This is a genomic window from Collinsella aerofaciens (genome assembly GCF_040910245.1).
Classification (GTDB): domain Bacteria; phylum Actinomycetota; class Coriobacteriia; order Coriobacteriales; family Coriobacteriaceae; genus Collinsella.
Window position 1 is genome coordinate 56,946 of sequence record NZ_JBDGAY010000008.1, and the last position, 26,845, is coordinate 83,790.

At 57.7% G+C, this 26,845-nt stretch carries 24 protein-coding genes and 1 pseudogene; 14 read left to right on the forward strand and 11 right to left on the reverse strand.

The features are described 5' to 3' along the window. Positions 1-867: 867 nt before the first annotated feature. Together AB5Z20_RS04515 and AB5Z20_RS04520 are read right to left on the reverse strand one after the other, a co-directional pair. On the reverse strand, positions 868-2,580 hold the full coding sequence (locus AB5Z20_RS04515) for a hypothetical protein (protein ID WP_368156421.1): 1,713 nt from the start codon (positions 2,578-2,580) through the stop codon (positions 868-870). Between the two features lie 157 nt (positions 2,581-2,737). Then, complete coding sequence (locus tag AB5Z20_RS04520; protein ID WP_368156423.1) at positions 2,738-3,742, reverse strand: helix-turn-helix transcriptional regulator; 1,005 nt, start codon at positions 3,740-3,742, stop codon at positions 2,738-2,740. 66 nt (positions 3,743-3,808) lie between these two features. On the opposite strand from AB5Z20_RS04520, the gene AB5Z20_RS04525 reads away from it, so the two are divergent. From AB5Z20_RS04525 to AB5Z20_RS04545, 5 genes are all read left to right on the forward strand, one after another. After that, on the forward strand, positions 3,809-3,985 hold the full coding sequence (locus tag AB5Z20_RS04525) for a hypothetical protein (protein WP_195625189.1): 177 nt from the start codon (positions 3,809-3,811) through the stop codon (positions 3,983-3,985). Between the two features lie 414 nt (positions 3,986-4,399). Beyond that, positions 4,400-4,720: a PadR family transcriptional regulator gene (locus AB5Z20_RS04530; RefSeq protein WP_368156425.1), complete on the forward strand. Its 321-nt coding sequence runs from the start codon at positions 4,400-4,402 to the stop codon at positions 4,718-4,720. Next, the gene (locus AB5Z20_RS04535; RefSeq protein WP_368156426.1) at positions 4,707-5,330 is read left to right on the forward strand and encodes a DUF1700 domain-containing protein; all 624 of its coding nucleotides are present in this window, start codon (positions 4,707-4,709) and stop codon (positions 5,328-5,330) included. Before AB5Z20_RS04530 ends, AB5Z20_RS04535 begins: the two co-directional genes overlap by 14 nt. A 15-nt stretch (positions 5,331-5,345) precedes the next feature. After that, positions 5,346-5,600: a hypothetical protein gene (locus AB5Z20_RS04540; protein ID WP_117848184.1), complete on the forward strand. Its 255-nt coding sequence runs from the start codon at positions 5,346-5,348 to the stop codon at positions 5,598-5,600. 413 nt (positions 5,601-6,013) lie between these two features. Then, a complete protein-coding gene (locus AB5Z20_RS04545) occupies positions 6,014-6,697 on the forward strand; it encodes a hypothetical protein (RefSeq protein WP_117848186.1) in 684 nt (227 codons plus the stop codon). 517 nt (positions 6,698-7,214) lie between these two features. Here AB5Z20_RS04545 and AB5Z20_RS04550 read toward each other — a convergent pair. From AB5Z20_RS04550 to AB5Z20_RS04560, 3 genes are read right to left on the reverse strand one after another with little or no spacing between them, the layout of a single operon-like run. Beyond that, positions 7,215-7,682, reverse strand: a complete 468-nt coding sequence (locus AB5Z20_RS04550) for an arginase family protein (RefSeq protein ID WP_199574392.1) — start codon at positions 7,680-7,682, stop codon at positions 7,215-7,217. 30 nt (positions 7,683-7,712) lie between these two features. After that, entirely contained in the window at positions 7,713-8,852 is a 1,140-nt protein-coding gene (locus AB5Z20_RS04555) for a HAMP domain-containing sensor histidine kinase (RefSeq protein WP_368156428.1), read from the reverse strand. Beyond that, positions 8,849-9,541, reverse strand: a complete 693-nt coding sequence (locus AB5Z20_RS04560) for a response regulator transcription factor (protein WP_438861067.1) — start codon at positions 9,539-9,541, stop codon at positions 8,849-8,851. Before AB5Z20_RS04560 ends, AB5Z20_RS04555 begins: the two co-directional genes overlap by 4 nt. Positions 9,542-9,688: 147 nt before the next feature. Between AB5Z20_RS04560 and AB5Z20_RS09845 the strand changes: the two genes are divergently transcribed. From AB5Z20_RS09845 to AB5Z20_RS04585, 4 genes are all read left to right on the forward strand, one after another. Then, the gene (locus AB5Z20_RS09845; protein ID WP_254179316.1) at positions 9,689-9,760 is read left to right on the forward strand and encodes a CD1871A family CXXC motif-containing protein; all 72 of its coding nucleotides are present in this window, start codon (positions 9,689-9,691) and stop codon (positions 9,758-9,760) included. Further along, on the forward strand, positions 9,753-11,657 hold the full coding sequence (locus AB5Z20_RS09850; RefSeq protein WP_438861068.1) for a 4Fe-4S binding protein: 1,905 nt from the start codon (positions 9,753-9,755) through the stop codon (positions 11,655-11,657). The genes AB5Z20_RS09845 and AB5Z20_RS09850 overlap by 8 nt, the downstream gene beginning before the upstream one ends. 252 nt (positions 11,658-11,909) lie before the next feature. Continuing rightward, entirely contained in the window at positions 11,910-14,252 is a 2,343-nt protein-coding gene (locus AB5Z20_RS04580) for an ABC transporter ATP-binding protein (RefSeq protein WP_368156430.1), read from the forward strand. 18 nt (positions 14,253-14,270) lie between these two features. Further along, positions 14,271-15,164 carry an ABC transporter permease gene (locus tag AB5Z20_RS04585; RefSeq protein ID WP_368156432.1) on the forward strand — a complete coding sequence of 298 codons (894 nt, stop codon included), beginning with the start codon at positions 14,271-14,273 and terminating at the stop codon, positions 15,162-15,164. A gap of 272 nt (positions 15,165-15,436) precedes the next feature. On the opposite strand, the gene AB5Z20_RS04590 is transcribed toward AB5Z20_RS04585, so the two are convergent. Further along, complete coding sequence (locus AB5Z20_RS04590; protein ID WP_368156433.1) at positions 15,437-16,570, reverse strand: hypothetical protein; 1,134 nt, start codon at positions 16,568-16,570, stop codon at positions 15,437-15,439. A gap of 540 nt (positions 16,571-17,110) precedes the next feature. Here AB5Z20_RS04590 and AB5Z20_RS04595 point away from each other — a divergent pair. Next, positions 17,111-18,064: a tRNA dihydrouridine synthase gene (locus tag AB5Z20_RS04595; protein WP_368156435.1), complete on the forward strand. Its 954-nt coding sequence runs from the start codon at positions 17,111-17,113 to the stop codon at positions 18,062-18,064. 151 nt (positions 18,065-18,215) lie between these two features. On the opposite strand, the gene AB5Z20_RS04600 is transcribed toward AB5Z20_RS04595, so the two are convergent. From AB5Z20_RS04600 to AB5Z20_RS04610, 3 genes are all read right to left on the reverse strand, one after another. Further along, positions 18,216-18,482 (reverse strand): ribbon-helix-helix protein, CopG family, encoded by a 267-nt coding sequence (locus tag AB5Z20_RS04600; RefSeq protein ID WP_055309982.1) that lies wholly within the window; start codon positions 18,480-18,482, stop codon positions 18,216-18,218. 833 nt (positions 18,483-19,315) lie between these two features. Next, a complete protein-coding gene (locus AB5Z20_RS04605; RefSeq protein WP_117763676.1) occupies positions 19,316-19,561 on the reverse strand; it encodes a glutaredoxin family protein in 246 nt (81 codons plus the stop codon). Positions 19,562-19,612: 51 nt separating this feature from the next. Next, on the reverse strand, positions 19,613-20,440 hold the full coding sequence (locus AB5Z20_RS04610; RefSeq protein ID WP_195363812.1) for a TipAS antibiotic-recognition domain-containing protein: 828 nt from the start codon (positions 20,438-20,440) through the stop codon (positions 19,613-19,615). A 141-nt stretch (positions 20,441-20,581) separates the two neighbouring features. On the opposite strand from AB5Z20_RS04610, the gene tsaA reads away from it, so the two are divergent. The 4 genes from tsaA (at position 20,582) to AB5Z20_RS04630 (ending at position 25,849) form a co-directional block, all read left to right on the forward strand. Continuing rightward, a complete protein-coding gene (gene tsaA, locus AB5Z20_RS04615) occupies positions 20,582-21,319 on the forward strand; it encodes a tRNA (N6-threonylcarbamoyladenosine(37)-N6)-methyltransferase TrmO (protein WP_368156436.1) in 738 nt (245 codons plus the stop codon). 112 nt (positions 21,320-21,431) lie between these two features. Beyond that, positions 21,432-22,646: a MalY/PatB family protein gene (locus AB5Z20_RS04620; protein WP_368156437.1), complete on the forward strand. Its 1,215-nt coding sequence runs from the start codon at positions 21,432-21,434 to the stop codon at positions 22,644-22,646. A 144-nt stretch (positions 22,647-22,790) separates the two neighbouring features. Next, a complete protein-coding gene (locus AB5Z20_RS04625) occupies positions 22,791-23,660 on the forward strand; it encodes a substrate-binding periplasmic protein (RefSeq protein ID WP_368156439.1) in 870 nt (289 codons plus the stop codon). Continuing rightward, positions 23,657-25,849, forward strand: coding sequence for a hybrid sensor histidine kinase/response regulator (locus tag AB5Z20_RS04630; RefSeq protein ID WP_368156441.1), 2,193 nt, complete (start codon positions 23,657-23,659; stop codon positions 25,847-25,849). The genes AB5Z20_RS04625 and AB5Z20_RS04630 overlap by 4 nt, the downstream gene beginning before the upstream one ends. Before the next feature lie 69 nt (positions 25,850-25,918). Here AB5Z20_RS04630 and AB5Z20_RS04635 read toward each other — a convergent pair whose 3' ends face one another. Together AB5Z20_RS04635 and AB5Z20_RS04640 are read right to left on the reverse strand one after the other, a co-directional pair. Next, the gene (locus AB5Z20_RS04635) at positions 25,919-26,398 is read right to left on the reverse strand and encodes a pyridoxamine 5'-phosphate oxidase family protein (RefSeq protein ID WP_195569167.1); all 480 of its coding nucleotides are present in this window, start codon (positions 26,396-26,398) and stop codon (positions 25,919-25,921) included. Between the two features lie 40 nt (positions 26,399-26,438). After that, positions 26,439-26,762, reverse strand: a pseudogene (locus tag AB5Z20_RS04640) (response regulator); the annotation flags it as partial. Between the last annotated feature and the right edge of the window lie 83 nt (positions 26,763-26,845).

Here is a 26,845-nt window from a genome sequence, read left to right on the forward strand (position 1 = left end):
CTGTGCTTGCCATATCGAAAAGGGTGTCGTCGCCGGCGGGGCGCTCGCCCGAGACCAGCAATACGTAGGCGTCTTGGCTTCCTCTCCCGTCCGTATATTCCACCACGTCGAAGTCGTAATCGAACGTGCCGCCACGCTCCACGTCGCCCTCGCCAAAGCCCAGGGGGAAGTCGACCGGCATGGGCGCGGACCACGCGCCGTTTGCCTTTGTGTGCACTACCAGGCGCGAGCGGCCATCCTCACCGTAGCGCACCGAAGCGATGCGGAACAGGCATTCCACGCCGGCTATCTCCGCAAACTTCATGTGGGCTTCGCTGAGCACGCCGGTGAAGAGTACGCTGTCGCTCGAGGGCTTTATGCCGCCCCTCTCGTCCTCCGACACGCCGGCAGAATTGGCGTTCGGGTCCGCAACGGCATTCGTCACCTGCCTGATGTAGGTGTACTCATACATCAGCGCGGCGTTTTCGACATTCTCCATTAGAGCGTGGACGAAATGCTCAACCTGTCCCGTGTCATCGCTCTCTGCATCTGCGTCGAGCTCAATATGCGTGACCGTTTGCTCCCAATCGCGCACGACCGGCGCGACGTTTACGGGGGTGGCTGCAACCTCGGCGCATGCGAGCAGCTCGGCATTGGTGACGATGGTGGCCGACGCGATAAATTGCGCTACGCCGCCCGACTCGGCATTGCCGGCTGCACCAAAGCAGGCATTCAGCGTATAGGGCGTATCTCCGCCCAGTGCCAGCTCAGAGCGCTGGAGTACATACTGGTCGCCGTTGTTCACCGACATATTCCACGAATCGGCGAGTGTGGGCCACGATCCCGACCAGGCCTTGGTGGTCCACTTGAACATGATGAACTGGAGTATCACGTCGACATCGACGTCTGCACCCACGCGCAGCCGCGGAAGCTGGTGCCCGTCCGCCTTCTCGTACCCAATGAACAGGGTGAGGGATGCGGCGCCACGCACGGCAGACGAAGCGACGCCTGCAACGCCGGCGCCAAAGGTGACGGCAAGCCCGATCTGGATAGTGAATGAGCCCGACGTGTTGGAATAGTCGAGCGAAATGTTTTTAAAAAACGCCGCGCCGCTGCCGTGCGTGTGGGCACCCACGGCGAGCGCCAGCTTCGCCAGCACCCAGGGGTGACGTTTAGGAAAAACGGCACCGGTCCTAGGGTAAACTGCTCGGTCCAATTGAGGTCGGTTCTTACCTGGAAGAGGGCCTTAATATTGCCGTATGCGGGGTCGTTGTTGTTACCCCAGGTTTTACCCACCCAATCGTAGGCGAGCGAGCCGTACAGCTGTGTGGCGATATCCATCGTAAACAGCAGCGTGCAGTGGTGACGAAGCAGCTTGGTGTTTCTTGGATCGGTGCCCGAACCGGCACTCATACTCTTGTACTGATTCCACTTCCCCTCCATTTCGTCGAGGTAGCGGTTTGCCTGCTTGGCGCCCGACTCACGCGGCGATTTCTTCCAGTACTCTGGATCAGGGTAACCCGAATCGTTCATGTAGCCGACCGGTTTGTATCCTCCGCCAAACAGCACGTATCCGGCAAACGAGAAATCGAACAAAATGGGGAACGAGGGCATCCAGCACGTGAACTTATTGCCGCCGATGCCGGGAAACGCCGCCGGAAAATCAAACGGAGTAATCTCTTGGTCCATGGTAGTGGGGACGATAGTGGTCGATCCGGATTCCGCCTTTGCCGCCGGCGCGGTGACAACGGCCATGGGGGATGAGAGCGTGTAGGTTTTGCCCTGATAGTCGAGGCCAAAGCGCAGCTTGCATCCTTCCTCCAGAAGGCTCGACGCCGCATCGAGGAGCGTGTCTTCGAGCGTGAACGTCGCCAGATTATCCGAACCCGATGCACTGGCCTTGGCTTGGCAAATTTGCGTGACGGTTTCGGGCGAGCTACCCGTGGCGGGCATTACCTTGTTGATGCACAGCGTTGCCTGTCCACCCTGTGGCAGATGTGCCTGCACGGTAAAGGTGTGCGTGTTGGGTTGGTCGTTTGCCGTGTCGTCCTTCGGCAATGCCATAAACGTGGCGTCGGCGTACTGGATGTCCCATTCGTCGAATGTGAGCTGTCGAAAGTACGGCTCGCCATCGGAGAGCGGACGTGTGGGTGCGGTAATGGCGGTGCCGCCTTGGACACGCGCGAGGGGAATCTCGACATCGCGGTAGCCTTTCATGCTGATGGAGATACCGCCGTTAAAGTCGTACGCGTCGAGAAGCGTTGCCTCGTCCACGTAGCCTTCCGAAAGCGGCGCGACCTCAAAGATAGCCGTGCCTTCGTTATCGGTAGTGGCGGTGAGCTGCTTGCCTGCGGCATAGCGCGATGTGAGCGTGACCTGGGCACCCGTGATGGGCGTATTCTTGTTGGCGACGTCGACCACGACCACGCCAAACATGGTGCGCGAGAGAACGAGCACCTTGAAGGGGTCTTCTTCGTCGGCATAGGCCTCGGTGGGCGCGAACGGCAATATGAAGGTGTTTGCGCTGCCCGGCACGCGAGGCAGCATGATGCCTGCCAGCGAGGATGCTCCGGCGATAAGTAACGAACGGCGATCAAGCATTTTGGGCTCCCATCCCGCAAATATCGGAGGAAATAATCCAATTTTGCGAGAAGGCGCCCCGTGGCGGTAGTGCCGTTCGAGGGCCAAAATGTCCAATTTGAGTGCGCGAAAGCGTCAGACCCCCGGAGCGCTTTCGATATGCCGGGTAGTCTGGCCGCTAACGCAACATGTGGGCAACCAGCTCGGCGCGAGTTCCGATACCAAGCTTGGCATACACTCCTGATAGGCGGTTTTTAACGGTGCCCGGCGATACTTCCATGTGCCGTGCGATTTCGGCGTTGGTCCATCCGCGGCAGGCGAGCATGGCCATGGTGAACTCTGTGGTCGTTAGATCGTCGGCCACGTCCTCGCCCGAATCGGGATTGTGGATGCGCCGCCAGCCGTAGCTGAAGCGGTACGTGATCTCGATGATGCGCGCGAAGTCGTCAGGGTATTGCGATTTTAGGCATGCCTCGATGAGTCCCTGCAAAAGGCCGTGGTGCTCGCCAATGAGTTCGATAAGGCCGTCGGGGCGCGCAATGTCCCAAGCGGCTTCAAAATGCGCTTTTGCGGCGTCGACGTCTTTGAGACTCATGAGGGCCATAGAAGCCGACAAGTGCAGGAACAGTTCCGAGATGGGGTAGCTTCCCTGTTTCATAATCAGGGCGTTTTCCGCCATGCCCAGGCTGCGGCCGTATTCGCCGCGCAGATACAAGGCGTGCGCCATCACGTAGCTGGCGAACAGGCGCAGGCCTTCGGGCAGGTGCGCCGCAAGTGGATAAAACTCTTCGGCAGAATACGGGGAAGGCAAGTGCAACAGGACGCTCGCGGCGGAGGCGAACAGGATATGCGTGGCGTGGACGGCGGGCGATTCCTCGTCAGTTGGCGTATCGAGGATGCCCGCAAGGCAACGGCGGGCATCGGCGATACGGTTGAGCGACAGACTGGCGTATCCGCAGATAAAGCATGCGGAATAGCGCAGCGCGGGGTCGGTGGCGTGAAGATAGGGGCGTGCTGTCTCGGCGGCGAGCGCGGCCTGTCCGCGAAAGTACAGCGCTTCTGCCGTGGCGATGGTGCGTGAATCGGGGCCGGAAATGCCTGCAACCGCAGCGTCAATCTGCCCCGGCACAAAGGCGGTGCACATCAACGGCATGGGAACGCATGGGTAGCCATCGCAGTCCATCTTCCATCTCCCAACAGCTGGCAACACTGGCAGCAATTGTACTCCTGTTACTCGGGACTGGAATTTTTGGGTATTGCCTACGATTATGCCGAACGCATAAAGGAAGAGTCTATTGGCGATGCTCTCAAGGTGGCTACCGAAGCCAAGCTGACCTCGATATTAGGAAAAATTGCCACCCCTGCAAAAAGCTCTGTCGCAGTGATGGGAAACGCATCTTCTGGGCATTCCGGCGTCTCCAGCTAGCGCTGGACTGCTGCTGTCGCCTGCGCGTTGGCGAGCGGGGCGTGGGGACCGTCCGGCGACCAGCGGTGACGGGCGAGCCCTGCCGCGTGCGTGGGCCTCCATCGGCGTAGACCCATGACCCCTATGGCATCGGAGAAGTCCACCATCGCGTCCAGGACCTTACCGTCCGGCACGCCCAGCCTAGCGGCTCCCTTGAACCCAAGGTTGAAGGGGGGTGTTGTACAAGGCATATGGGGCCGAGTGGAAGTGGATCAAAAGAGCGTTACTTGACGTTTCATGCATAATGCCAACCGCCCCGCGATATCACGTTCGCAGCGCGCAGGGGCCGGAGAATCTTCGCGATGAGAGTTGACGTCTAATACCTTGCATCGTATAGTGTGTATAGCATAGTATATGACGAGAGGAGGTGTGCGGATGGAGACACAGATGAAGCGCGGCTTCCTGGAGGCCTGCGTGCTCGCGGCCGTCTCCGGCGAGGAGTCCTACGGCTACCAGATCGTGAAGGACGTACCGGCGAGCATGGGGCTCACGGAGTCGACGCTCTACCCGCTGCTCAAGCGCCTGGAGAAGGCCGGGTGCATCACGGCGCGCTCCGCCGAGCACAACGGGCGGCTGCGCCGGTACTACCGCATCACGGACGACGGGCGAGCGCGCATCGAGGAGTTCCTGGCCGAGTGGCCGTCCGTACGGGAGATTTACGCATACGTTGAGGAGGCGCACCATGACGCGCGATGAGTTTCTGGGCCGGTTGGGCGACCTGCTCGCCTGCCTGCCGGCCGAGCAGGTGGAGGAGACCAAGGCGTTCTATGCGGAGGCCATCGCCGACCGCATGGAGGACGGTATGAGCGAGGAGGAGGCCGTGGCCGCCATGGGCACGCCCGGCGAGGTGGCGGAGGCCACGCTCGACGACCTGCCCGCCGTGCCGCGCGCGATCGCGAGGACGCGCCGGCGCAGCACCGCGCTGCTGTGGGTGCTGGCCATCGTGGGCTCCCCGGTGTGGGTGCCGCTGCTCGCCGCCTTCGCCGCCGTGGCCGTCACGGTCTATATCTGCATCTGGGTGCTGGCGCTCTGCGTGTGGATCGTCGCGGTGGCACTCGGGGGCGTGGGCGTAGTTGGGCTCCTGCTTGCCGTAAGCGGCGTCATCATCGGCCACTTCCCGTACGCCCTCGCCTCGGCGGGCGTGGGGCTCGGCCTCGTCGGCGTGGCGCTCTTCGTTGGTGCTGGCGCTTGGGCAGCCTCAAAACAAATTGCGCGCCTCTCGGCGCTCTGGGCGAGGAAGGCCGCCTCGCCCTTCTGGAAGGGTAAGGGCGAGAAGGGCGGCGCTGCCGCGCATCTCGCGGCGTAGAAAGGAGTGAGTACCATGACCAGTGCGAAGAAGATCTACCTCGCCGTGGCGGGCGGGCTCGTTGCCGCGGGTGTTGTCCTCGCGGGCATTGGCTTTATCGCTTCGGGTTTCGACCCGGCCGTGTTCACAACCCATATAGACACACGCGACAGCACCATCGTGCTCGGCGGCGTCGAGGTGGACGACCCGATGGGCCTCCCCCTCATCGAGCAGCTCGCCAATCTGGGCGAGATCGACACCTCCGGCGTCGCGGATCCCGCCGCGCCCTAGGCGCAGCGAGCCCGGGCGCTCTGCCCGCCAAGCTGCGTAAGCCGGCGAAACCCGAACCTCAACCTCTACGCAACTGGCCCCAAGCCTGCGCCGATTCGCTCTCAGCGCCGCGCGGGGGCCCGTGACGCATGCCCAAAAAGGTACGAGGAGAAAGGAACGCGATGACGACAACCACGCCCTTCCGCCTTCACGGGGCCACGCAGGACCGGAAGCGACTGGGCCGTGCGGTGGGGCTGTGCTTGGATTGGCTACACTGATATGGACAGTTCCGTGAGGGGCGCGAGAGGCGGGACTCTGGGGAGATCTTCGAGGAGGAGTGTCTCGACTGGAAGCGTGGGTTCGGTGGAGCAGGAACCTAATCTCTGTCTCTCTTGCTTTTTTGATTTGTTGAGAAGCCGGCATTTGGGGGCATTTTGGATAGCGAACAGTTCAAACAAGAAGCTGAGAAAATAGAACAAAGCCTGAGTGCCTTGAGAGTCGCCGAGCGCAATGCAGTGATTCCCTTCATGAACGGCGACTTTACCCAATGGGATCTATATCTGGCATCCTCCTCTGAGTATGCGATGAGACTGATAGACGGATTCATCTCCATGCTCGAGTCGAGGAATCTTGTTTGCGTCGCCCAGCTTCTCCGCGCACAGGTTGGAGTCTGCCTGCGGACATTCGCATTATTCGCCGCCGAAGACCAGGATGACTTTCTCAAGCAGGTGTTTCAAGGTGTGCCTGTGAACAAGCTGAAAGATTTCTCGGGTGAGAAGATGTCCGATGGAAGACTTCAAGACTTACTCGAGAAGTTCGATCCAAAGGTAAAAGATGTATACAAGGTGACGTCTGGATTCGTCCACTTCTCCATTGATATTCTGCCGAGCATGGGTGTGCCTGGGGAGGGCTATGAGGTCGAGTTTAATTTTGGAGCCGAGCCCAACGAGAGAAACAATGCGCCTCTCGTGGAATGCGGCAAGGCGTTCTGCCACTATGTCGACCTGCATCTCCAGATGCTCCATAAGGTGATTGCTTCGGATGAATGGTATGCCGATCGATTCCGTATCGATTCCGATGGTCCTGCAGACGAGGCCTCGAAAAGCGAGAAGGTGTAGGTCGAACGCATTGACGCTGCCTTGACAGCATCCCGATATGATAACGAATGGGAGGTTCCCTGCGAAATGTGCGCCTCTGTATATTCTCGCTAGGACGCCCTCGACCGATAAGGCATCGTTGAGTTCAATTTGAGTTCAGCTCGGGTGCCTGAAAATCGCCCAACTCTGATAAAAGGGGAGACGACGGTACACCACGTAGACGAGAGGCTATGGAAGTGCACGATTTGATTATATTGGCGCGCTAAACCGCCCCGCTGCCCAACTTGAACTCCGCTCACGCGTGTATGGGGCTGCGAGAGGTAACGGCCTGCGGCCTCCTTTGTGTGCTCGATGATATCTTCGAGCATGCCGGGCATGGCGGAGACATTCGCTGCAATCCAGCCGTGTTCAAGCGCCGTTTCGGATAGGAGCGAGAGGGGGCTGTCTTGCCCGTTTCCCTTGCACCCGTAAAGATGGTTGACAGTTTGGGGTCTCCCGGGTCTTTAGCTGATGCCTCATGGAAACTGTTGGACTTTAATCAGACAGACCCAGCATGTCGTTTTCCTCCATGAGGACATCGGCTAAAACCGCAACACCTATGCTTGTTTAAGCAAACTTCCTGATAGTCGTGGAGCTGCTGTAGCCCGACATGCAGGACATCGCTCGGCTTAAACACCGGATGCCGCATCCGCGAAACGAGTTGCGGTGCACCCTGTTCCAAAAGGCTGCCAAGTACCATGGCGTGAGCGTTGGGGTAGCCATCATTCAGCGTGGATACATCCGGATGCGCATAGATCCAGACGATTCCAACGTTCTCGTATTTCCCGTGCAGGTAATCGAAGAGGGCAGGCGACACCATACAGTTGCCGCCGACGGTCACGACTCTGTCGGGGTTTTCTGCCGCAAGCTTCCTCTGCGCATCCTGAATCCCCGCCAGGACTTCGTCCTCGGCATAGATGCGAACTGTCTCCCATTTCTCATGTCCAAGTTTTGGGACGCGTTTCACAATGTCGAGTGGGACTCCTGGACAGTCGGATCACGTGGTGGCCCCCTTTGAGAGGGTCACGAGCATCACGGTTCCGTTCTCGGAATTTGCTTCGACCTCTACCGTGCCACCGTGAAGCGCTGCAATCTCCCAAACAAGCGCTAGCCCGAGTCCTGCGCCGCCATATGCCCTGCTGCGGGATTTGTCTAGACGAAAGAACGGCTGGAAGATGCTTTCTCGGTACTGCTTGGGTATTCCCGGTCCCTGGTCCTCGACTCGCAGGAACACGTGGCTGTCGCTGTCGCAGATGGAGACGTTGACAGTCGAGCCGGAGCGGCTGTAACGGATGGCGTTTTCGACCAGATTAAACACCAGCCGATAGAGGAGCGTGTCGCTCCCGATTACTAAAGCGTCTCCAGCACAATTGAGGGCTATGCCCTTATTCTCGGCAAGTGGCGCAAGGTCGGTGAGGACCTCTTCGGACAAGGGACCGAGTTCAACATCGTCCTCGCAAGGAACGCTGCGGAGCTCGCTCATCTCGAGCAATACCTTGGTCATTCGAGACATGCGCTCAGTTTGTTCTTGTAGCAGGCCGAGCAGCTCGGCTGTTTCGGGTTGCAAACCGGAGTGCTCAGAGATGAATAGTTCAATCTGTGCTTGCATAAGGGAGAGCGGGGTGCGCAGCTCGTGTGCGGCGTTGCCGGTAAACTGACGCTGTGCAGAGAACCCTTCGCAAAGACGGGCAATCATGTCGTTGAAAGAGGCGCTGCATCGTTGTAGCTCGGTGGGCACATCTTCGCTGAGCTTAATTTCGCTTAGGTTGTCAGGCTGCACGCGCTCAACCTGGGCCGCAAAAGCCCGCAGCGGTTTGAGTGCACGGCCGCTCACAAAGTATGCCAGCGCGCCGCCAAGGAGTGTGACTCCAGCCGTGATGTACCAGGTTGTCGTGCCAAAAGACTCTTGTGCGTCGTTTACGACGACCGTGACCTCGTCATCGAGGGCTGCTTGTGTTGGGTCAAACGCCTGGGGCGAATCCGCGCCGGTAGCGGTAAAGGCCGAGATGTCACTGCCGATGGCATCCATGTAGCGCATGCCCGTATAGCCGACCAGGCAGTTCGTCAACACGCACGCTGCGCACGTGAGCAGCGCCGTCATAATCGTTATGCGCCATTGCAGCGAAAGCCTTTTCATTCGCTATCCTCCATAACGTAGCCCTCTCCAATCCGATTGCGAATCGGGTCGTATCCCAAAGCGCTGCGTAGCTTTTTGCGGAGTGACGAGATGTGAACGCGGGTTGCGTTGCTAAAGCTGTTCACGCTGCTATCCCAAACGTGCTCGATAAGCTCCTCTTGACTTACCGGACGCCCCTGATTAAGCATCAGGTATTCCAAGATTCCCGTTTCCTTGCGCGTAAAAGATAAAGCCTCGCTGTCCACGGAAGCGATGCGCGCCTTGGTGTCAAAACGGAGCTTTCCGCAGGTTAAAACTATGTCGCTTTGTGTAAAGCGTCTGAGGGTAAGGCTGCGAATCCTTGCCGCAAGCTCGTCCAGATGAAACGGCTTGGTGAGGTAATCGTTGGCGCCGGCATCGAGTCCGGCGACTTTATCGGATACTTCGCCGCGTGCGGACAGAATCAGTACCTTAGTCTCGCAGTCAGTTTTCCTAAGTTCCCTGAGCACGGTCATGCCGTCGATGCGGGGAAGGTTGAGGTCGAGTACCACGAGGTCGAAGGCCTCAACGTTCAGTAGGTCGAGCGCCTCCTGTCCGTCGTGACAGCAGTCGACGCTGTACGCCAAGTTTCGCAAGCTGCGCGCGATTGCGTCACACAGCGCCCGCTCGTCCTCGACGATCAAAATACGCATAACAGTCTCCTTGCACATTTCAAATCGCGCTTAACACGGATTTTATAGCCGATATGGTCCAATGGTCGCGTTACGAAAGGAGTGGTCAGGTTGTTCAAAGCGGTAAAACCCGTGGTACAGGTCGCTTTGTTGATCGTCGGAATTGCCATGGTGTGCTTTGGCGTTATGCGTGGCGAGGCGGATGCCGTGCTGGCCAAAGCGATTAGGCTGTGCTTGGAGTGTATCGGAATTGGATAAAAGAGAAAACACTGCGTCGCATGTTTTGGCTCGATTTCGCGGATTCATTCAGGCGGCGGCGACGCTCGTCACCAACATTCACCTGCCAAACTTTGCCAAAGGCGGCATCTATCAGGGCGCGGGAAAAACAATCTGCGTACCTGGACTTAATTGCTATTCGTGCCCCGCGGCATCGGGTGCGTGCCCCATCGGGTCGTTCCAGTCGGTGGTAGGTTCATCCAAGTTCAACTTTTCTTACTACGTCACCGGTACGCTCATTTTGCTCGGCGTGCTGCTGGGACGCTTTGTATGCGGCTTTCTGTGCCCGTTTGGCTGGCTGCAGGAGCTGCTTCACAAGATTCCCGGCAAAAAGTTCTCCACGAAAAAGCTCAAGCCGCTCACGTACATCAAGTACGTTGTGCTGCTGTTTGCCGTGGTGCTGCTGCCCGTCTTGGTGGTTAACGACGTGGGGATGGGAGACCCGTTCTTTTGCAAGTACATCTGTCCACAGGGTGTGCTCGAGGGCGCCATTCCGCTGGCGGCTGCCAATGCCGGCATTCGATCTGCGTTGGGACAGCTCTTTACTTGGAAACTTGCCGTTCTCATTGCCGTGGTAGTGCTGAGCGTTTTGTTCTACCGCCCCTTCTGCAAATGGATTTGTCCACTCGGCGCATTCTATGCGCTCATGAATAAGGTGTCCCTACTGGGGATCCGGGTCGATGCATGCAAATGCGTCTCGTGCGGCAAGTGTTCAAAGGTTTGTCAGATGGACGTTGATGTGGTCCGCGCGCCCAATCATGCCGAATGCATCCGGTGCGGAAAGTGCATCGGGGCCTGTCCCGTCGATGCCATCAGCTATCGCTATGGCCTGGATGTGTCGGCGGAAAAGCTCCCCTTGACCGCCGATAAAAAAGTAAACAAGCTTCGACAAAACGGAGGAATGACCATGAAGCTTTCTAAGATTGCGGCCCTGTTTATGGTGCCGGTATTGGCCTTGTGCCTTGTGGCATGTTCGGCGCCCGGTGGCAATGCGAGCGAATCTGCGAGCTCCGATCCTAAGATCGCAGAACTCACTGCGCAGAAGCCGGCCAATGCCGACGAGGCCGCCGAGCTGTATGCGAAGCTCATGCAGAAGGAGAACGAGATCTTTTCGAGTGATAACGCGCTGTGGGAAAAGGTATTCAATGCGGCAAATAAAGACTCGGCAATGATTGAGGACGGCAGCAATTACGGCGATTTCCTGCTCAAGACCATCGACGGCGCCAAGGATGAGTTCACGGCGGATGAGCTTAAGACGCTCAAGGCCGGTGCACAGCAGATCAAGGAGATCGAGGACAAGCTCGAGAGCCTGGAGAAGGAGTTCCCCGGCTGTGGAAGCACGCCGAGCGCAGGCGAGAGCGTCGACGCTTCGGCCGCTGGCATGACGGCTGGTGCCAATGCTTCGAGCGAGACGACGAAGTTCCCCAGCTTTACGGGCAAGGACCTGGATGGCAACGACGTGAGCAGCGACGAGCTGTTCTCTAAGAACAAGGTCACCGTCATGAACTTCTGGTTCACCACGTGCAAGCCGTGCGTGGGCGAGCTGGGCGATCTTGAGAAACTGAATCAGGAGCTTGCCGAGAAGGGCGGCCAGGTCGTGGGCGTCAATTCCTTTACGCTCGATGGCAACAAGGGCGAGATTGCAGATGCCAAGGACGTGCTGAGCAAGAAGGGCGTGACATATAAGAACATCTGGTTCAAGTCGGATAGCGAGGCCGGTAAGTTTACGTCAAATTTGTTCTCGTTCCCGACAACGTATGTCATCGATCAGAATGGCAACATCGTAGGGGAGCCCATCGTGGGAGCCATCAGCTCCGCCGAGCAGCGCGCAGCGCTCGACAAGCTTATCGACCAGGCGATTGCGAATAGCGAGCAGTAGAAAACGCGTAAAGCACAGCGAGGATCGTGCGCCGCTGTACGAAGTAGCCCGCTCCCTTTCAAGATAATCTCCACCATAAAGAGGTCCCGCTCGGGACCTCTTTTTTAGGCGCCGTCCCGTTCGTTTTTTGGTGCGGTTCCCTACATTCTTCACTGGTGCCGGCAAAAAATGGGGATAGAGTAGGACAAACGCGTCGAATACGAACGGCGGGTGAGAGCGGGCAGAGTGCCTGTGCAGGAGAGGTTGCCGTCCATGTTGGAGCTCAAAGGTATTTGCAAAAGGTACGTTACCCAGTCGTTTACGCAGGTGGCGCTCGACAGCGTAAGCCTGTCTTTTCGCGATAACGAGTTCGTGGCCATTCTGGGCCCCTCGGGCTCGGGCAAAACTACGATGCTCAACGTTATCGGTGGGCTCGATCATTTCGATTCCGGCGACCTGTTAATCGACGGCATTTCGACCAAGGACTTTCGCGATCGCGATTGGGATGCTTATCGCAACAACCGCATCGGCTTTGTGTTCCAGAGCTATAACCTCATTCCGCATCAGACCATCTTGGAAAACGTTGAGCTGGCGCTTACGCTCACGGGTGTGGGCCATGCCGAGCGCCGCCAGCGTGCACGTGAGGCGTTGGAGAAAGTCGGCCTGGGCGAGCACGTTAACAAGCGCCCGAGCCAGCTATCGGGCGGACAGATGCAACGCGTGGCCATCGCCCGCGCCCTGATCAATGATCCCGAGATCGTGCTGGCAGACGAGCCGACCGGCGCCTTGGATTCCGCAACGTCCGTGCAGGTCATGGACTTGCTCAAGGACGTGGCGCGCGACCGTCTGGTTATTATGGTCACGCATAATCCTGAGTTGGCGTACCAGTACGCCACGCGCATCGTCAACCTGGCGGACGGCAAGATTACCGACGATTCCGACCCCTTTGATGTAGCAAAGGCCGCGCGTCGCGAGGCCAAGCCTACGCGCAAAACCTCGATGAGCTTTGTGACGGCGCTGGGGCTTTCTGCCCGAAACCTCATGACCAAAAAGGGCCGCACGGCCATGACGGCCTTTGCGGGCTCGATTGGCATTATCGGTATCGCGGCGATTCTGGCGCTGTCCAACGGCGTAAACGGCTACATCAAAAAGGTCGAGGAGGATACGCTCTCGAGCTACCCGCTCACCATTTCCAAGCAGGATTACGACCTGTCGTCCATGGTGGGTGGACAGGGGGCCACGGATGATGACTCGCCTGAAAACGTGGATTTGTCCGACGACAGTGCCGGCGGCAAGGCTAAGGGAACCGATAAGATTCCCGTGGTCACGGCCGTAAAGAATATGTTTGCGAGCGTTAAGTCCAATGACATGACGAGCTTTAAGGCATGGCTCGATGCCGGTGGCGATGGCATCGATAAAGAAGTCAACGCCATCCAGTACGGCTATGGCGTGACGCCGGTTGTCTATCGTGCGGGTAAGGGCGACGAGAAGCCCGTCCGGCTGGTGCCCAACGCCATGACCGAGGCCATGAGCGGAGGCGCGAGCTCGGCGGCAACGGTGAGCATGGAATCCATGGGAACCTCGGTCTTTAACGAGATGATTGAAGACCAGAGCCTGCTCGACAGCCAGTACGATGTCGTCGCCGGTCATTGGCCCACGACCGCAAACGAAGCCGTGATGGTGCTTTCGAGCCGCGGTACGGTGGGCGACTATACGCTCTACAGCATCGGTGCGCTGGATATCGATGAGCTCAACGATCTGGTAAACAGTGCCATGACGGCCGACGGTAAGATCGAGACGCCCGAGACCGGCGCCGACTTTACCTATGATGATGCGTTGTCCACGACGTTTAAGGTACTGTCGCCGGCCGATGCCTATCGCAAAAACGAAGAGACCGGCATGTGGACCGACATGTCTGACGACGCCGACTTTATGGCTGCCAAGGTTGCCGACGGTATTGACGTGCACATTGTGGGCGTGGTGCGACCTAACGAGACAGCCAACGCGAGTGCGTTGTCTCCGGGCATTGCCTATACGCATGCGCTGACTCGCCAGCTTATGGAGCGCGCCGCCGATTTGCAGATTGTGCAGGAGCAACTCGACCACCCCGAGACGGATGTCTTTACGGGCAAAACCTTCGACGAACTGCAAGGCGAGGCCAAGCAAGGCGTGGATCTGGGCAGCATGTTCAGTGTGGACGAGGCGGCGCTCAAGAGCGCGTTCTCGTTCGATACGTCTGCACTTTCGGGTGCGGCCGGCGGTATGGACCTTTCTGGCATCGATCTGTCGGGGCTGGACATTGACCTTTCGGGCGTTGGCAAGGACATCGACTTCAGCGACATCATGGCAAAAGCGCCAACCCCAGATTTCTCGGGTATCTTTGACGGTCTGGAACTCACGCCCGAGCAAATGCAGCAGGTGGGAACACTAGCCAACCAGCTGTTTGAGGGCTTTTTGCAGTCTGATCAGTTTAAGGCACTGTCGCCCGAAGATCTTAAGGACGCGTCAAAGCTCTCTGCCGCATTCTCGACGTATCTTGAGAGTGATACGGCAGCCCAGCAAATCCTGGCTCAGCTCAAGGCGCTCGGCGGCGATGCCCTGGCCGAGCGCCTGTAACAGGCAATGACCGACTATGTGCAAAAGCAGCTGGCTCCATATCTGCAGCAGGCTCTGGATCAGGTGATAAAGTCGATCAGCGACCAGATTGTGGCGACGGTGTCAGATCAGCTCAAGGCGGGCGCGGCAGGGCTTATGGACCAGATGGCGACGCAGATGTCTTCGAGTTTTGCTAACCTGGCGAGCGCCATGCGCGTGGATGCGAGTGCCTTTGCTCATGCCATCCACTTCAACATGGACGCCGAGGACCTGAGTTCGCTCATGATGAGCTATGCGAAGGCGTCGAAGCTCACCTACGACAACAATCTGACCACGTTGGGCTATGCGGACGAGGCAGACCCCATCTCGGTCAAGATTTTCCCGCGCGACTTTGAGGCCAAGGAGCGCGTGCTCGATCACATCGACGCGTACAACAAGCAGGTTAAAGCCTCTGGCCACGATGAACAGGCAATCTCATACACCGACTACATGGGCATCATCATGGGTTCGGTGACCGACATCGTGAACACCATCAGCTTGGTGCTCATCGCATTCGTGAGTATCAGCCTGGTGGTGAGCTCCATCATGATCGGCATCATCACCTACATCAGCGTTCTGGAGCGCAAAAAGGAGATTGGCATCCTGCGTGCGATCGGCGCGTCGAAGCGCAACGTGGCCAACGTATTCAATGCCGAGACCTTTATCGAGGGCCTCATCGCCGGCGTCTTTGCCATTGTCGTCGTGGTGGCCGTAAGCTTTCCGGTTAATGCCTGGGCGCTTGCTGCCAAACAAGTACCCAATCTGATGAGCCTGCCCGTGCAGGATGGGCTGGTGCTCATCGCGATTTCGGTGCTGTTGACGGTCGTTGCCGGTTTGCTGCCGGCCCGAAGCGCATCCAAAAAAGACCCTGTAGAAGCCCTACGCTCCGAATAATGTGACAAAGGGACAGCCCTTTTGCCACATTGAGTGGCTTGTAAATCGAGGTCTAATACTTTTCCAAGAAGTGAACGAGTAAAAACGGACCCCCGAAGCATCGACACTTTTGAGATGCAATTTCCTGCGGTTTTGTCAGCCAAATCCTGCGGTTTTGACGTCTGAAAATGTCGATGCTTCGGGGGTCCAAAAACGGTCGTTCACTTCTCGGGAAAAGTATTAGACCTCGAGATATAGACGATGTTTGCGAGCGGCAATTAGAGTGCAAGCCTTTAGTTCTTCTTTGCGGAGAGCATGAGCCTAATTTCCGGATGGGTGTACTCGTCGAACTCTTCCTCGGGCTCGGTGTCAAAGGTGTAGTACGACTTGATAGATTCGTCCTCCGTCTTGATGCTGATTTCTTCATATAGGGATCCGGCTAAAAATGCCTGTTTAAATTCATCCGACAGGCTGCATGGCGTGAGGAGGCCCGGTGCGGCAACGGAAATGTCCAACCCGTTGAGCGGGGCACAGAGCGTCGCGATGTCCTGCTCGGCGCGGGCGAGGTTGTCTGCAAGGCTTGCCTCGGGGTCGATCTGGCTGGTGTAATCGACGTCCGTGAGCATGCCGTCTGCATCGAAAGAAAGGTAGACATAGGCTGCTTGAGCGCCGAGGTCATTATCGCGCAGATAGCCGATAATGCGATAGCCGTAGTCGTGATACGACTCATATGGGTCGTCTGCCGCAACGCGTTCGCACACGGGCTCCAAGGCATCTTGCGCGATGGCGAGCTGCTCAGCGGCTGCAGCCTTTCTTACCTGTAGCTCGTTATTCCCCTGGACAAACTGCGGGATGTAGACGCCAAGCAGCACAATGGCGGGCGCCACTGCGAGAGCTATGATCTGCTTCTTGACGCTTGGAATCGTCACGTCGTATGCGTTTGCCATGGCCTCGGCATTGCTCGAGGTTTCGGCTAGCACGTCCGCCGCGGTGGCAACTGCCCCTACGGCGCTGGCGACCTCCGCGGCGCCGCCCAGATTGCGCGCGAGATCGTTATCACTGTTCTTGAGCAGGCGGCCGGCAGCTTGCGTGGCGAGCACGCCGGCGACCTCCGCGGAGCGGTCTTTGTTGGTTTGGGCTACCGCAAGCCTGCTCTGCAGCTCCTTCCACTGTTTGCCCCGCATTCCAAAGCGCGGCGCAAGAGCGCAATAGCAAAAGACGACGAGTTCGATTACGGTGAGTGCGATGGCGGTATATATGCCCGCGGGTTGGAATTCCTTTTGGTGGAACGCGATATCGTTGATCATTTGGAGCGGCAGCATGAGCAGACATGCTACGAACGACATGACGAGTGTGGTCGCTGCGATCTTGGGGTATGTGCAGTACCGCTGGATGCGTTTCTTTTCTTGTTCGGTGAGCTGCTGCATGGGGGCCTCGATCCTCATCGTTTTCGGGGGCGATGCGCACGCGCTCTTTAGTATAAATGAGTGGGGCGTCTATTATTCAAACATAGTGTCAACAGCGTGGTGTTGGTGGTCGTCGCGATCATGAACGTCGTTTTTGGAGCACGGAGTCGCTGTCGTGGGGCGAATGACGCGCAAGGGGGTTGCCGTGGGACAGTCTCTCACTGTTTGTGAGCGCCAGCAAATCGAAGGTGAATGGTTTTCAGAGAAGTGAACGACCTATTCTGGACCCCTGAAGCATTCGCACTTTTGGATGCAAAAACCGTAGGATTTGAGCGACAAAACCGCAGGAAATGCCTCTCCAAAAGTGTCGATGCTTCGGGGATCCGATTTCACTCGTTCACTTCGCGGAAAACCATTCGCCTTCGTTGCGTGAGGCGACGGATGGAAGGGTGATTATCGTCAAGCTGCTACCTCTGCCTTGTGAATCATCTGGAGCACAAGGCATAATGCATGTGACAAAGGGGCGGTCCCTTTGCCGCATTGATCTGAGAGCAGATGTTGATGATTCTTTCGCTTGCCCCCATGGAGGGGATTACCGGGCATGTGTTCCGTCGCGTGCATGTGGAGTGCTTCGGCGCGCTCGATTGCTATTACACGCCGTTTTTGCCGCCGCCGCGGGTGGGAAACCGCTTTGGCGGCAAGGCGTTTAAGGAGATTGATCCTGCCAATAACCAGGGGCTCAACGTAGTGCCTCAGCTGATGTCCAAGAACGCGGACGAGTTTGTGTGGGCGGCACAGGTGCTCGCCGACATGGGTTATCGCGAGGTCAATCTCAACTTGGGTTGTCCTTCGGGAACGGTTGTTGCCAAGGGCAAAGGATCGGGCTTTCTGCGCAACCTCGACGAGCTCGAGGTGTTCTTGAGCGACGTGTGCGAGCGGTCGCCGTTGCCGGTGTCGGTAAAAACCAGGCTGGGGTTGGAACGCGATGACGAGTATGAGCGTGTGCTCGATCTGTACTGCCGCATGCCGCTGGCAGAGCTGATCGTGCATCCGCGCGTACAAAAGGACCGCTATACGGGCACGCCGCGCAAGGAGTTCTATGGCGAAACGCTGGAGCGTGCGCCGTTTCCGGTGGCATACAACGGCGACATTTTTGATCTTGAGGATATGGACGCGCTGGTGGAGGCCTATCCCGGCACGCGCCATGTGATGTTGGGGCGTGGCCTGCTCGCGAACCCCGCTCTGGCTCGCATGGTCAAGGGCGGCCCTGCTGCAACGGCTGCTGAGCTGCAGCGCTTCCACGACACGCTGTTTGCGGCATATGCAGAAGAGATTGGCGGCAATGCGGTCTTCCGCATGAAGGAGTGGTGGTTCTACGCCAAGTGCGCTTTCGCTGATCCCGCTACCGTCCACAAGATTGTACGCAAGACCAAAAAGGTCGACGAATACCGCGCTGCCGTCGAGCGCGTCTTTCGTGAACAGCCGCTTGCACCCACAGCTCGCTTCCACGGCTAACTAGTCATCGGGGGCGTTCTTTAACGACTGGTCATTTAAGGACGTCCCCAACGACTATGTAGCAAAAACATGTACACCAGCATCCAAAGATGTCGAAAAATGTCGACTTTGGATGCTGGTGTACATGTTTGGGTCCGACGGGGGAGCGGGCCTAGGCAATCAGTGCATCAAGTGTAATGAGCTCTCTGAGCCGCTCCGTGCGTGTTTGCCCATGGCGTTTGGCTTTTTCGTCAAACGCCTCAAGAATCGATTCGCCCACACGTGCTGATATAACGACGCTCGGCTCATCGGAGATTGGTGGCCTTCCCAACTTGATGGTGTGACCTTTCGGCCACTCATCTTTTTCGTAGGCTTCCGCGGCTTTCTTCAACTCTCCGGGAGCAAACCCCATCATCTTTTCGAGCTGCTTAGCATCCATGGCGCCTCCTATCGATCGACATAATGTCGAGCGCCGGTTCTCGGATTCTCTTTTTGTATACAATTTTGTAGACAAAAATACAAGCAGTTCATCGGGCTAATTAGCTTGTTTTGACCTGCCTGTTCGATAGGAAATGAGCATTGACGGCTTCGATACTCCTTTGCTTTTCAGCTTGGAATTTGGATGCTCATTGAACTTCCGGAGGGGAGCCCTTTATTAAGCTATTGAGATTCTGGGCAGGAGCTCTCACTGGTCTTCGGTAATGGGGCCAGCTTAATTCGCGACACAGTGTGTCGCGAATGGGAGTAGTCGTTAGGTGTCCTTCAATGGCTACTCATATAAGAACGTCCAAGTGTCGGATTTTGTCATTTAGTGTCGCTCTCAGCGACTATTCTGGAGGGTCGTGGTCAAAAAAGGGCAAATATGAGTACTGTTGCCATTATGGTTGCATTTATTTGCTATAAATTGTAGCTCCTGATGAGATTTGTTCCCATTAAGAGCTACTTTTATTGAACATATGAGGAGAAATAACGTCGTCTGCGGACGAGTGGAACGTTGAATAGTTCCTGAAGTGATCAAAATCGCTGCTACTAAACAGGTAGCAGTACTCATATTTGCCCTTTTTTGACCACAGCCCTCTCGGAAACCTTTCCAGAGGCGTCAAACAGCCATAATCCAAAGGTCTCCTCAAACAATTAGCCGGCCAAGAGCGTCCATGACTACCAAAAAGCTGTACGCCAGCATCCAAAGATGTCGAAAAATGTCGACTTTGGATGCTGGTGTACATGTTTGGGTCGTATGGGTTGGGGCCCTGGACGGACAGAGCGTGCGTACTAGAGCAGGTTTTCCTGCACCCACGCGATGATGTCGCTCGATTCGTAGAGTGGTTTGCCGTCGATGAACAGGCAGGGAACCTGGCGTTTTCCGCCGACGGCGATGAGTGTCTGTTCGGCATCGGAATCGGTCGAGATATTGCGCTCGGGAATGGTCACGCCGTTATCGGCCAAAAAGTGCTTGACCTTTAAGCAATACGGGCAGCCGGTCATAACGTACAGCGCGAGCTCGTGATTAGTAGCCATAGGTCTCCAATCGGTTGAGGTTTTGATTGAAATACCCAAAGCCGCCGCGGTCTATGCGCGCGTCAACGAAGACTCGATGGCCTGGACCAGAAACGCCGTGGCTCCGGTGGCGCAGGGCTTGTCGTAGTAGTCAACAAAGCGCTGGTCGGCAAGATAACCGTGGGCGAGGCCCAGGTACGCCTCGTCTTGGGGCTCGCATCCCCAGTTGAGAGCAATCCAGCGACGATGCATCGCGACAAGCTTACGAGCCTCGTTGCTCTCTGGGTCGCCAATGCCCATGGCAATTGAGAGCTGGCCCAGAATAGCGCGTTCAAGTTCCTTCATGTCGTTCCATGTCTCGGGGTCCATGTCCAGCAACGCTTCGTTTGCTGCATCGATAGCCTCATCGCCGTAGCGCGCCCGCGCCTCGGCACCGTAGCGCGCCTCGTTTTCCTGCACGGTGCGCCAGCGCTCCAGTTGCGGCAGGACGGCGCCCATGAGCGAGACGGCTTCGTCGAGCGACATGCCGGTGTTTTGTGCCAGGCGCGGGGCACAATCCTCAATCATTGCCTCCATGGTGGTGTCATAGGTGTACTTGCCGTGGTCGTAGCACCACTTGCAGTAATGATCGGTCGCGGTGCCCGTGGCATCGGTGCCGCAGTCGTCGGGCGTGAGTATCATGCCGCAGCTCTGGCAATAGTGCTCAGGCATTTCGAGCAGGTGGGACAGCGGTTCTCCGGTTACGGCGGCGATGAGCTTCATCATGTCGATGCCCGGTGTGACCTCGCCGCGCTCCCACCGGCTGATGGCCTGGCGTGTGACGAAGAGCTTAGCGGCAAGCTGCTCTTGGGTAAGGTGATGGGCGCGACGGACAGCAATGAGCTTTTCTGCAAAGGCCATAACGGCTCCTTTCTGCTGGTTGATGGCTTAAGCATACGCGGCAGCAGGCGCCCTTCCAAGCAACCGTTGGTTGCACGACGGGGGACCGCGGCGAAGAATTGCACGCAACGCCCCACACCTCCATGCCGTACAATGACCGGCATGGAACCTATCGCACACATACATACCGACCTGCCGCAGAAGTTCGGCATTCCGCGCAACAGCTTTTTGGCGCCTCATCTGCAGGGACACATCGTCTTTGAGCCGGAATTTGCCTCCAATGCAGCGGTTGAGGGCCTGGACTCCTTCTCTCACCTATGGCTGTTGTGGCGCTTCGAAAACGGAACGCCCGGCGGCACGGCAAACGACATAGCTGCCGATGCCAAGTCGCAGGACAGGTCTGGCACCAACGTCAAGTGGTCGAAGACCGTGCGCCCGCCGCGTCTGGGCGGAGCCGAGCGCGTGGGTGTCTTTGCCACGCGCAGTCCGTTTCGCCCTAATCCCATTGGGCTTACCTGCGTTAAGCTCGACCGCGTGGAGCTTACCGACGACGGCCCCATCATCCATGTGCTGGGGGCCGATCTGCGCGACGGCACGCCCATCTACGATATCAAGCCCTACATCCCGTTTGCGGACTGCCACCCGGATGCGACCGGCGGCTGGATTGAGGGTGCTCCGTGGCAAGAGCTCGATGTTGAGTTTCCACAAGCGCTGCAGGATATGGTCCCGCCCGCAAAGCTCCCCGGCTTGGTCGAGGTCCTTTGCCAAGATCCGCGCCGCGCGGGCAGCAAGCACGAGCCAAACCGCGTCTATCATCTGGCCTTCGCCGGGCTCGACATATCTTTTACGGTTGATGAAACCCAGCTAACCGTAGTCGCCGTCAACGACGCGCGGGGCTAACCTGCCATTCGTCTGCACCCGTCAAATTAATCGCCAAACCCCGCGCCAAAACCGCCCACGCTGGTGGACAATAACGCCTATCGGAACAGCCTACTTTGCACGGGAGCTCAGCATGAAATACGACTTTAGCTCGCTTGTCGACCGCCACGGCATGGACTCCATCGCCGTTGACTCCTGGGGCGAGATCCCCGGTATGGCTCCGAACGCACCCGACGAGGGCTTCGACCGCATTCCCATGTGGGTGGCCGACATGAATTTCGCCACGGTGCCCACGGTCCAGGAGTACATCATCCAGCGCGCCCAGCACCCTATGTTCGGCTACTTCAATCCGCGTCCCGAGTACTTTGACCGCATCATCGAATGGCAGAGCCGTCGCAACGGCGTTGAGGGCCTGGCGCCCGAGCATATCGGCTACGAAAACGGCGTGCTGGGCGGTGTTGTGTCGACGCTGCGTGCGTATGTTCAGCCGGGCGATGCGGTGCTGGTCCACAGCCCCACCTACATCGGCTTTACCAAGTCCATCGAAGCCGCGGGCTATCGTATTGTCCACAGCCCGCTTAAACTCGACGACCAAGGCGTGTGGCGCATGGACTTTGAGGACATGGAGTGCAAACTCGCCCAAAACCACATTCATGCCGCGGTGTTCTGCTCGCCGCACAATCCCTGCGGCCGCGTATGGGAGCGCGACGAGATCGAGCGCGCCATGGACATTTATCGCCAGCACGATTGCGTGGTGATCTCGGACGAGATTTGGTCCGATATCATCCTGCCGGGACACAAGCACATCCCGACGCAGTCGGTGAGTGAGGATGCTCGCATGCGCACGGTTGCCCTCTACGCGCCCAGCAAGACGTTTAACCTGGCGGGTCTGGTCGGCAGCTACCACATCATCTATAACGAAACACTGCGCGACCGTGTGTGCGCCGTGTCCAACAAGACTCACTACAACGAGATGAATGTCCTCTCCATGCATGCGCTTATCGGTGCCTACCAGCCGCAAGGCTACGAGTGGGTGGACGAGCTCAACCAGGTGCTTGCCGGCAATATCGAGTACTTCTGCGATTACGTGGACGAGCATTTTGAGGGCGTGTCCTATTCGCGTCCGCAGGGCACGTACATGGTGTTTCTGGACTGCACCGAGTGGTGCCGCGAGCATGGCCGCGATATTCAGTGGCTGCTCGACGAGGGGGCGCGCGTGGGCGTGGGGTATCAGGACGGCCGTCCGTTCCACGGGCCCTGCCACATTCGCGTGAATCTGGCGCTGCCGCTTTCGCGCGTGAGGGAAGCGTGCGACCGCCTGGACCGCTACGTTTTTAATGCACGGTAAGCGTGCGCTGCATGTGGGGCCTTCTGCCAAGTCGGCTAGAAGGCCCCACATGGTAAAGCGTCTGTAACCATTGGGCACTCGTGTGGTTTTGTTTGCTATTATCTTTAACCATTTCAGTCTGTAAACAGGATCGTCTGGAGCTCGATGAAAAGACCCCGTCGCTCGGTTGCCATTTCGTTGTTTGTCGCGCTTGCAGTGGCGAGCGCCTTTGTCGTAGCGATAGCTGGCTGTTCAGGGCGTAATGACGAAGCCTCGACGTCTGCATTAGAAGGTCTGGATGCCTCGCAGGTCAAGGACGACAATCTTAAGACACTTAACGTCGGCAGCGACCTCTATCCGCCGTTTGTGTATACCGACGAGTACGGCGATATCGTTGGCCTGGATGTCGAGATATTGACCGAGGCTTTGGCCCGCATTGGTTACAAGCCAAAGTACCAGCTGATCGATTGGGAAAAGAAGAAAGAGCTGCTGGCGAGCGGCGAACTCGATTGCGTCATGGGTAGCTTTAGCATGACGGGTCGCGAAAACGAGTATCGTTGGGCCGGCCCGTACCTCGCGAGCCGCCAGGTGGTCGCGGTCGATTCCCAGAGCGATATCTACACGCTTGCCGATCTTGAGGATAAGGTCGTGGCGGTCCAGTCCACCACCAAGCCCGAGGACATTTTGCTCAATCGTACAAATGAAAACGTTCCGCAGATCAAAGAGCTCTACTGCTTTTCGGACCGCTCATACCTGAACCCGGCGCTCGTCGAGGGTCTGGTCGACGCCATCGCCGCGCATGAGTCTTCGCTGCTCACCTACGAAAAAGACTATGGTGTGACGTATCGAATTTTGGATGAGCCGCTGCTTGAGGTTGGTTTGGGTACCGCTTTCGATATCAACGATACGCGCGGCATCGACGTTAAGCTCACCCATGCCTACCAGGAAATGCTAGCCGACGGCACCATGAAACGCCTGGTGTCAAAGTACTTTGATGACCCTTCGCCCTTTTTGAATATAGAGGGCCTGTCATGATCGATGCGCCCGACCACGCCGCTCAGGAGCGGGACAATCGTTCGACAGGGGCATGGCTCCTTGTCGCTCTGCTGGGGATAGCGCTCTCGGTTGTTGCCGGCATGATGAGCTACGGTTACACGACGGCCCAAGCCGAGCAGCGCTTTGCCGACGTTGTCGATTACGTGGCGACGCAGAGCCTTTCCTACGACGCGTTCAACAGCGCCTATGCGACCAAAAACCTGATTCGCGTTATGGAGATTGCCGGAGAGGCTGCTCGCGATATGGAGCGCGACGGTTCGGTGGATAACGCCATGCTGGAGCAATACGCCGACCAGTTCAACGTGAGCGCGCTGATTGTGACGGATGCATCGGGCAATTTGGTGTCCGAGTCCTCGACGGGCGATGTGGGCTACGGGTCGCTCGCTACGTATCTCAAGGAAGCGCCCGTGCTGGAGGTGGCAACTCATCCGCTTAAGTCCTATACCGCCCGCATTACGCTTTCGGATGATTCGGTTGCAGACATTGGTTGCGTGACCCGGCGGGATGGCGAGGGTATCGTTATCGCGGTAAGGCATCAGAGCGCGAAGGCAGTTGCAAGCAATACGCTCAAACTGCAGAGCCTGCTCGGTGGTTATGAGACCATCGACAGTGGCAATATCGTGATCGAAAGCGATGGCAAGGTCGTTGCGACCAATGTCGTTGAACCCACCATATTGGGCGTATTCGATCTGCCTGCAACGGATGTCTTTATTGTCGACGGTATTAAGGATCGATGCCTGCCCGGCAAAGTCCGACTGGTCAACGCCAACGGCGAGTGGTATTTGGGCACATTTGGAAAAGCGCGCGGGTTCTACGTGTACACCTATGCCTCGGCGCGGCGCTACTTTGAGGTCGTCGCGGCTGTTGCTGCCGGCGTGCTGGTGCTCTACGGCGGTGTTATAGCCGTTGTTGTGATGGCGCGCCGCCGCGCTGATCGTCGACGTTTGACGGACTTGCTGCAGCAGGAGCGCGACTATGGTGACAGGCTGGCTAAGGCAGCGCGTGAGGCCTCGTCTGCCAACTCGGCAAAGACGGAGTTTCTACGTCGCATGAGCCACGATCTGCGCACGCCCATCAACGGCATTCGCGGCATGGTCGAGGCCGGCGATGCCAATGCGGACGATCTGCAAAAGCAGACCGAGTGCCGCTCAAAAATCTGGACGGCATCGGGACTGCTGCTCGACCTTGCCAACGAGGCGCTCGATATGAGTCGCCTGGAGAGCGGCCAGGTCAATCTGGAACTTGTTCCCACAAACTTGGTGACCCTCACCCGCGAAGTGTGCGATATTCTGGAGCGCCAGGCCGAGGAGCGTCTGGTGACAATTATCTGCGACCAGCAGACGCTTAATCATCCCTATGCACGGGTGAGCGTGACGCATCTCAAGCGCTTATTGGTCAATATTGCCGGTAATGCCGTCAAGTACAACCGCCGGGGCGGCTATGTTCGTCTGGTGTGTCGCGAGGTGGAGTCGGTGGATGGCGTCCCCGTCTATGAATACACGATCGCCGACAACGGCATTGGCATGAGCGAGGAGTTCCAACAACACCTCTACGAGCCGTTTTGCCGCGAGGAGCAGCAAGTGGAGGGCGCTTCATCGGGAACTGGCCTGGGCGCGCCTATTGCCAAACAGTTGGTCGAGCTTATGGGCGGAACCATGAGCTTTACGAGTGTCTTGGGGCAGGGGACGACGTTTATCATCCGCCTGCCGTTCGAGAAGTGCGACCGCTCCGAGATTCCTCAGGCAGCTCGCGTAGATGCGGGCGACGGCGATGCGCTCCAGGGCCTGCGCGTTTTGCTCGTAGAGGATAACGATCTGAATGCCGAGATCGCGCAGTTTACGCTCAGCCGTGCCGGTGCCGTCGTGACGCATGCTAAGGATGGCGAGTCTGCCGTTGAGGCATTTGCCGCGAGCGTGCCGCACGAGTACGACGTGGTGTTGATGGACATCATGATGCCTGGTATCGATGGCCTTGAGGCCACGCGTCGGATTCGAGCACTCGATCGCGAGGATGCCGTGACCACGCCGATTATCGCTGTGAGCGCCAACGCCTTTGCCGACGACCGCAGACTTTCGCGTGAGGCAGGCATGGACGCGCACCTGAGCAAGCCTGTGAGCTCGCAAGAGCTCGTCGAGGCGCTGGCGCACATCGCCGCCGACGCTTTATAACAATATGGCCCGGTTCCAAGGTGGGTTGGAACCGGGCCATATTGTTATTGATGAGGCCTGCTGAGAGGCTTACTTTTCTTGAATCTGCTTGCCGCAAAGATGCTCAATCGTAATCTCGTAGAGCTGGACGCCCTTAATGTCCTTGGCGATTTCCTCTTCGACTTCCTCGGCAGAAGGGTAGTACTTAAGGGCGAGCTGGCGGACTTTGTCCTCGATAAACGCGGGGGTGTCATTCGCCAGGCGACAACGGCCAAAGACGACGGTGCTCATAACGTAGGGAGCCCAGTCGCCGTCCTGGTACCACTCGTTTCCGTAAACGGTAAAGCAGACCTTGTCATCGCGCTTGAGTGCGTCGACCTTGTGGCCAGCCTTGGCGCCATGGAAATAAATCTTGTTGTGCTCGGCGTCAAAGAAGTAGTTGACGGGAATGGCGTACGGGTAGCCATCGTCGCCGTTGACGGCAAAGACGCCGCGCTTGCAGGTGGCGAGCAGTTCGCGCGCTTCCTCGTCGGTGATGGCGCGTTTCTTTCGACGTAAGGGCCTAAACATCGTTGGCTTCCTTTCTGGTCGTGCATGGTTGCTGCAAAAACTATAGCGAAACGGATCCGTTTTTCTTGATGCGGGCGAGTATGTTTTTGAGCTTGTTAAAGTCGAGCGGTTTGGACAGATGGGCGTTCATGCCGGCATCGTGTGCCGCCTTGGCGTCCTCGGCAAAGGCATTGGCGGTGAGCGCGATGATGGGGATATCGGCTGCATCGACCTTCTCGCTCAGACGAATCGCGCGGGTTGCCTCATAGCCGTCCATGTCCGGCATCATAATGTCCATCAGGATCGCATCGAAGCTGCCGGCGGGATGCGATAGGTACAGATCGACGACCTCGTTGCCGTTGGCGGCGCGGGTGACCACGACGCCCTCGGATTCAAGACTTTAGTCTGCTGGCCGCGCAGCGGCCAGCTTTAAACCACCCGCTACGCGGGTGGAGACAAACGGCTTTA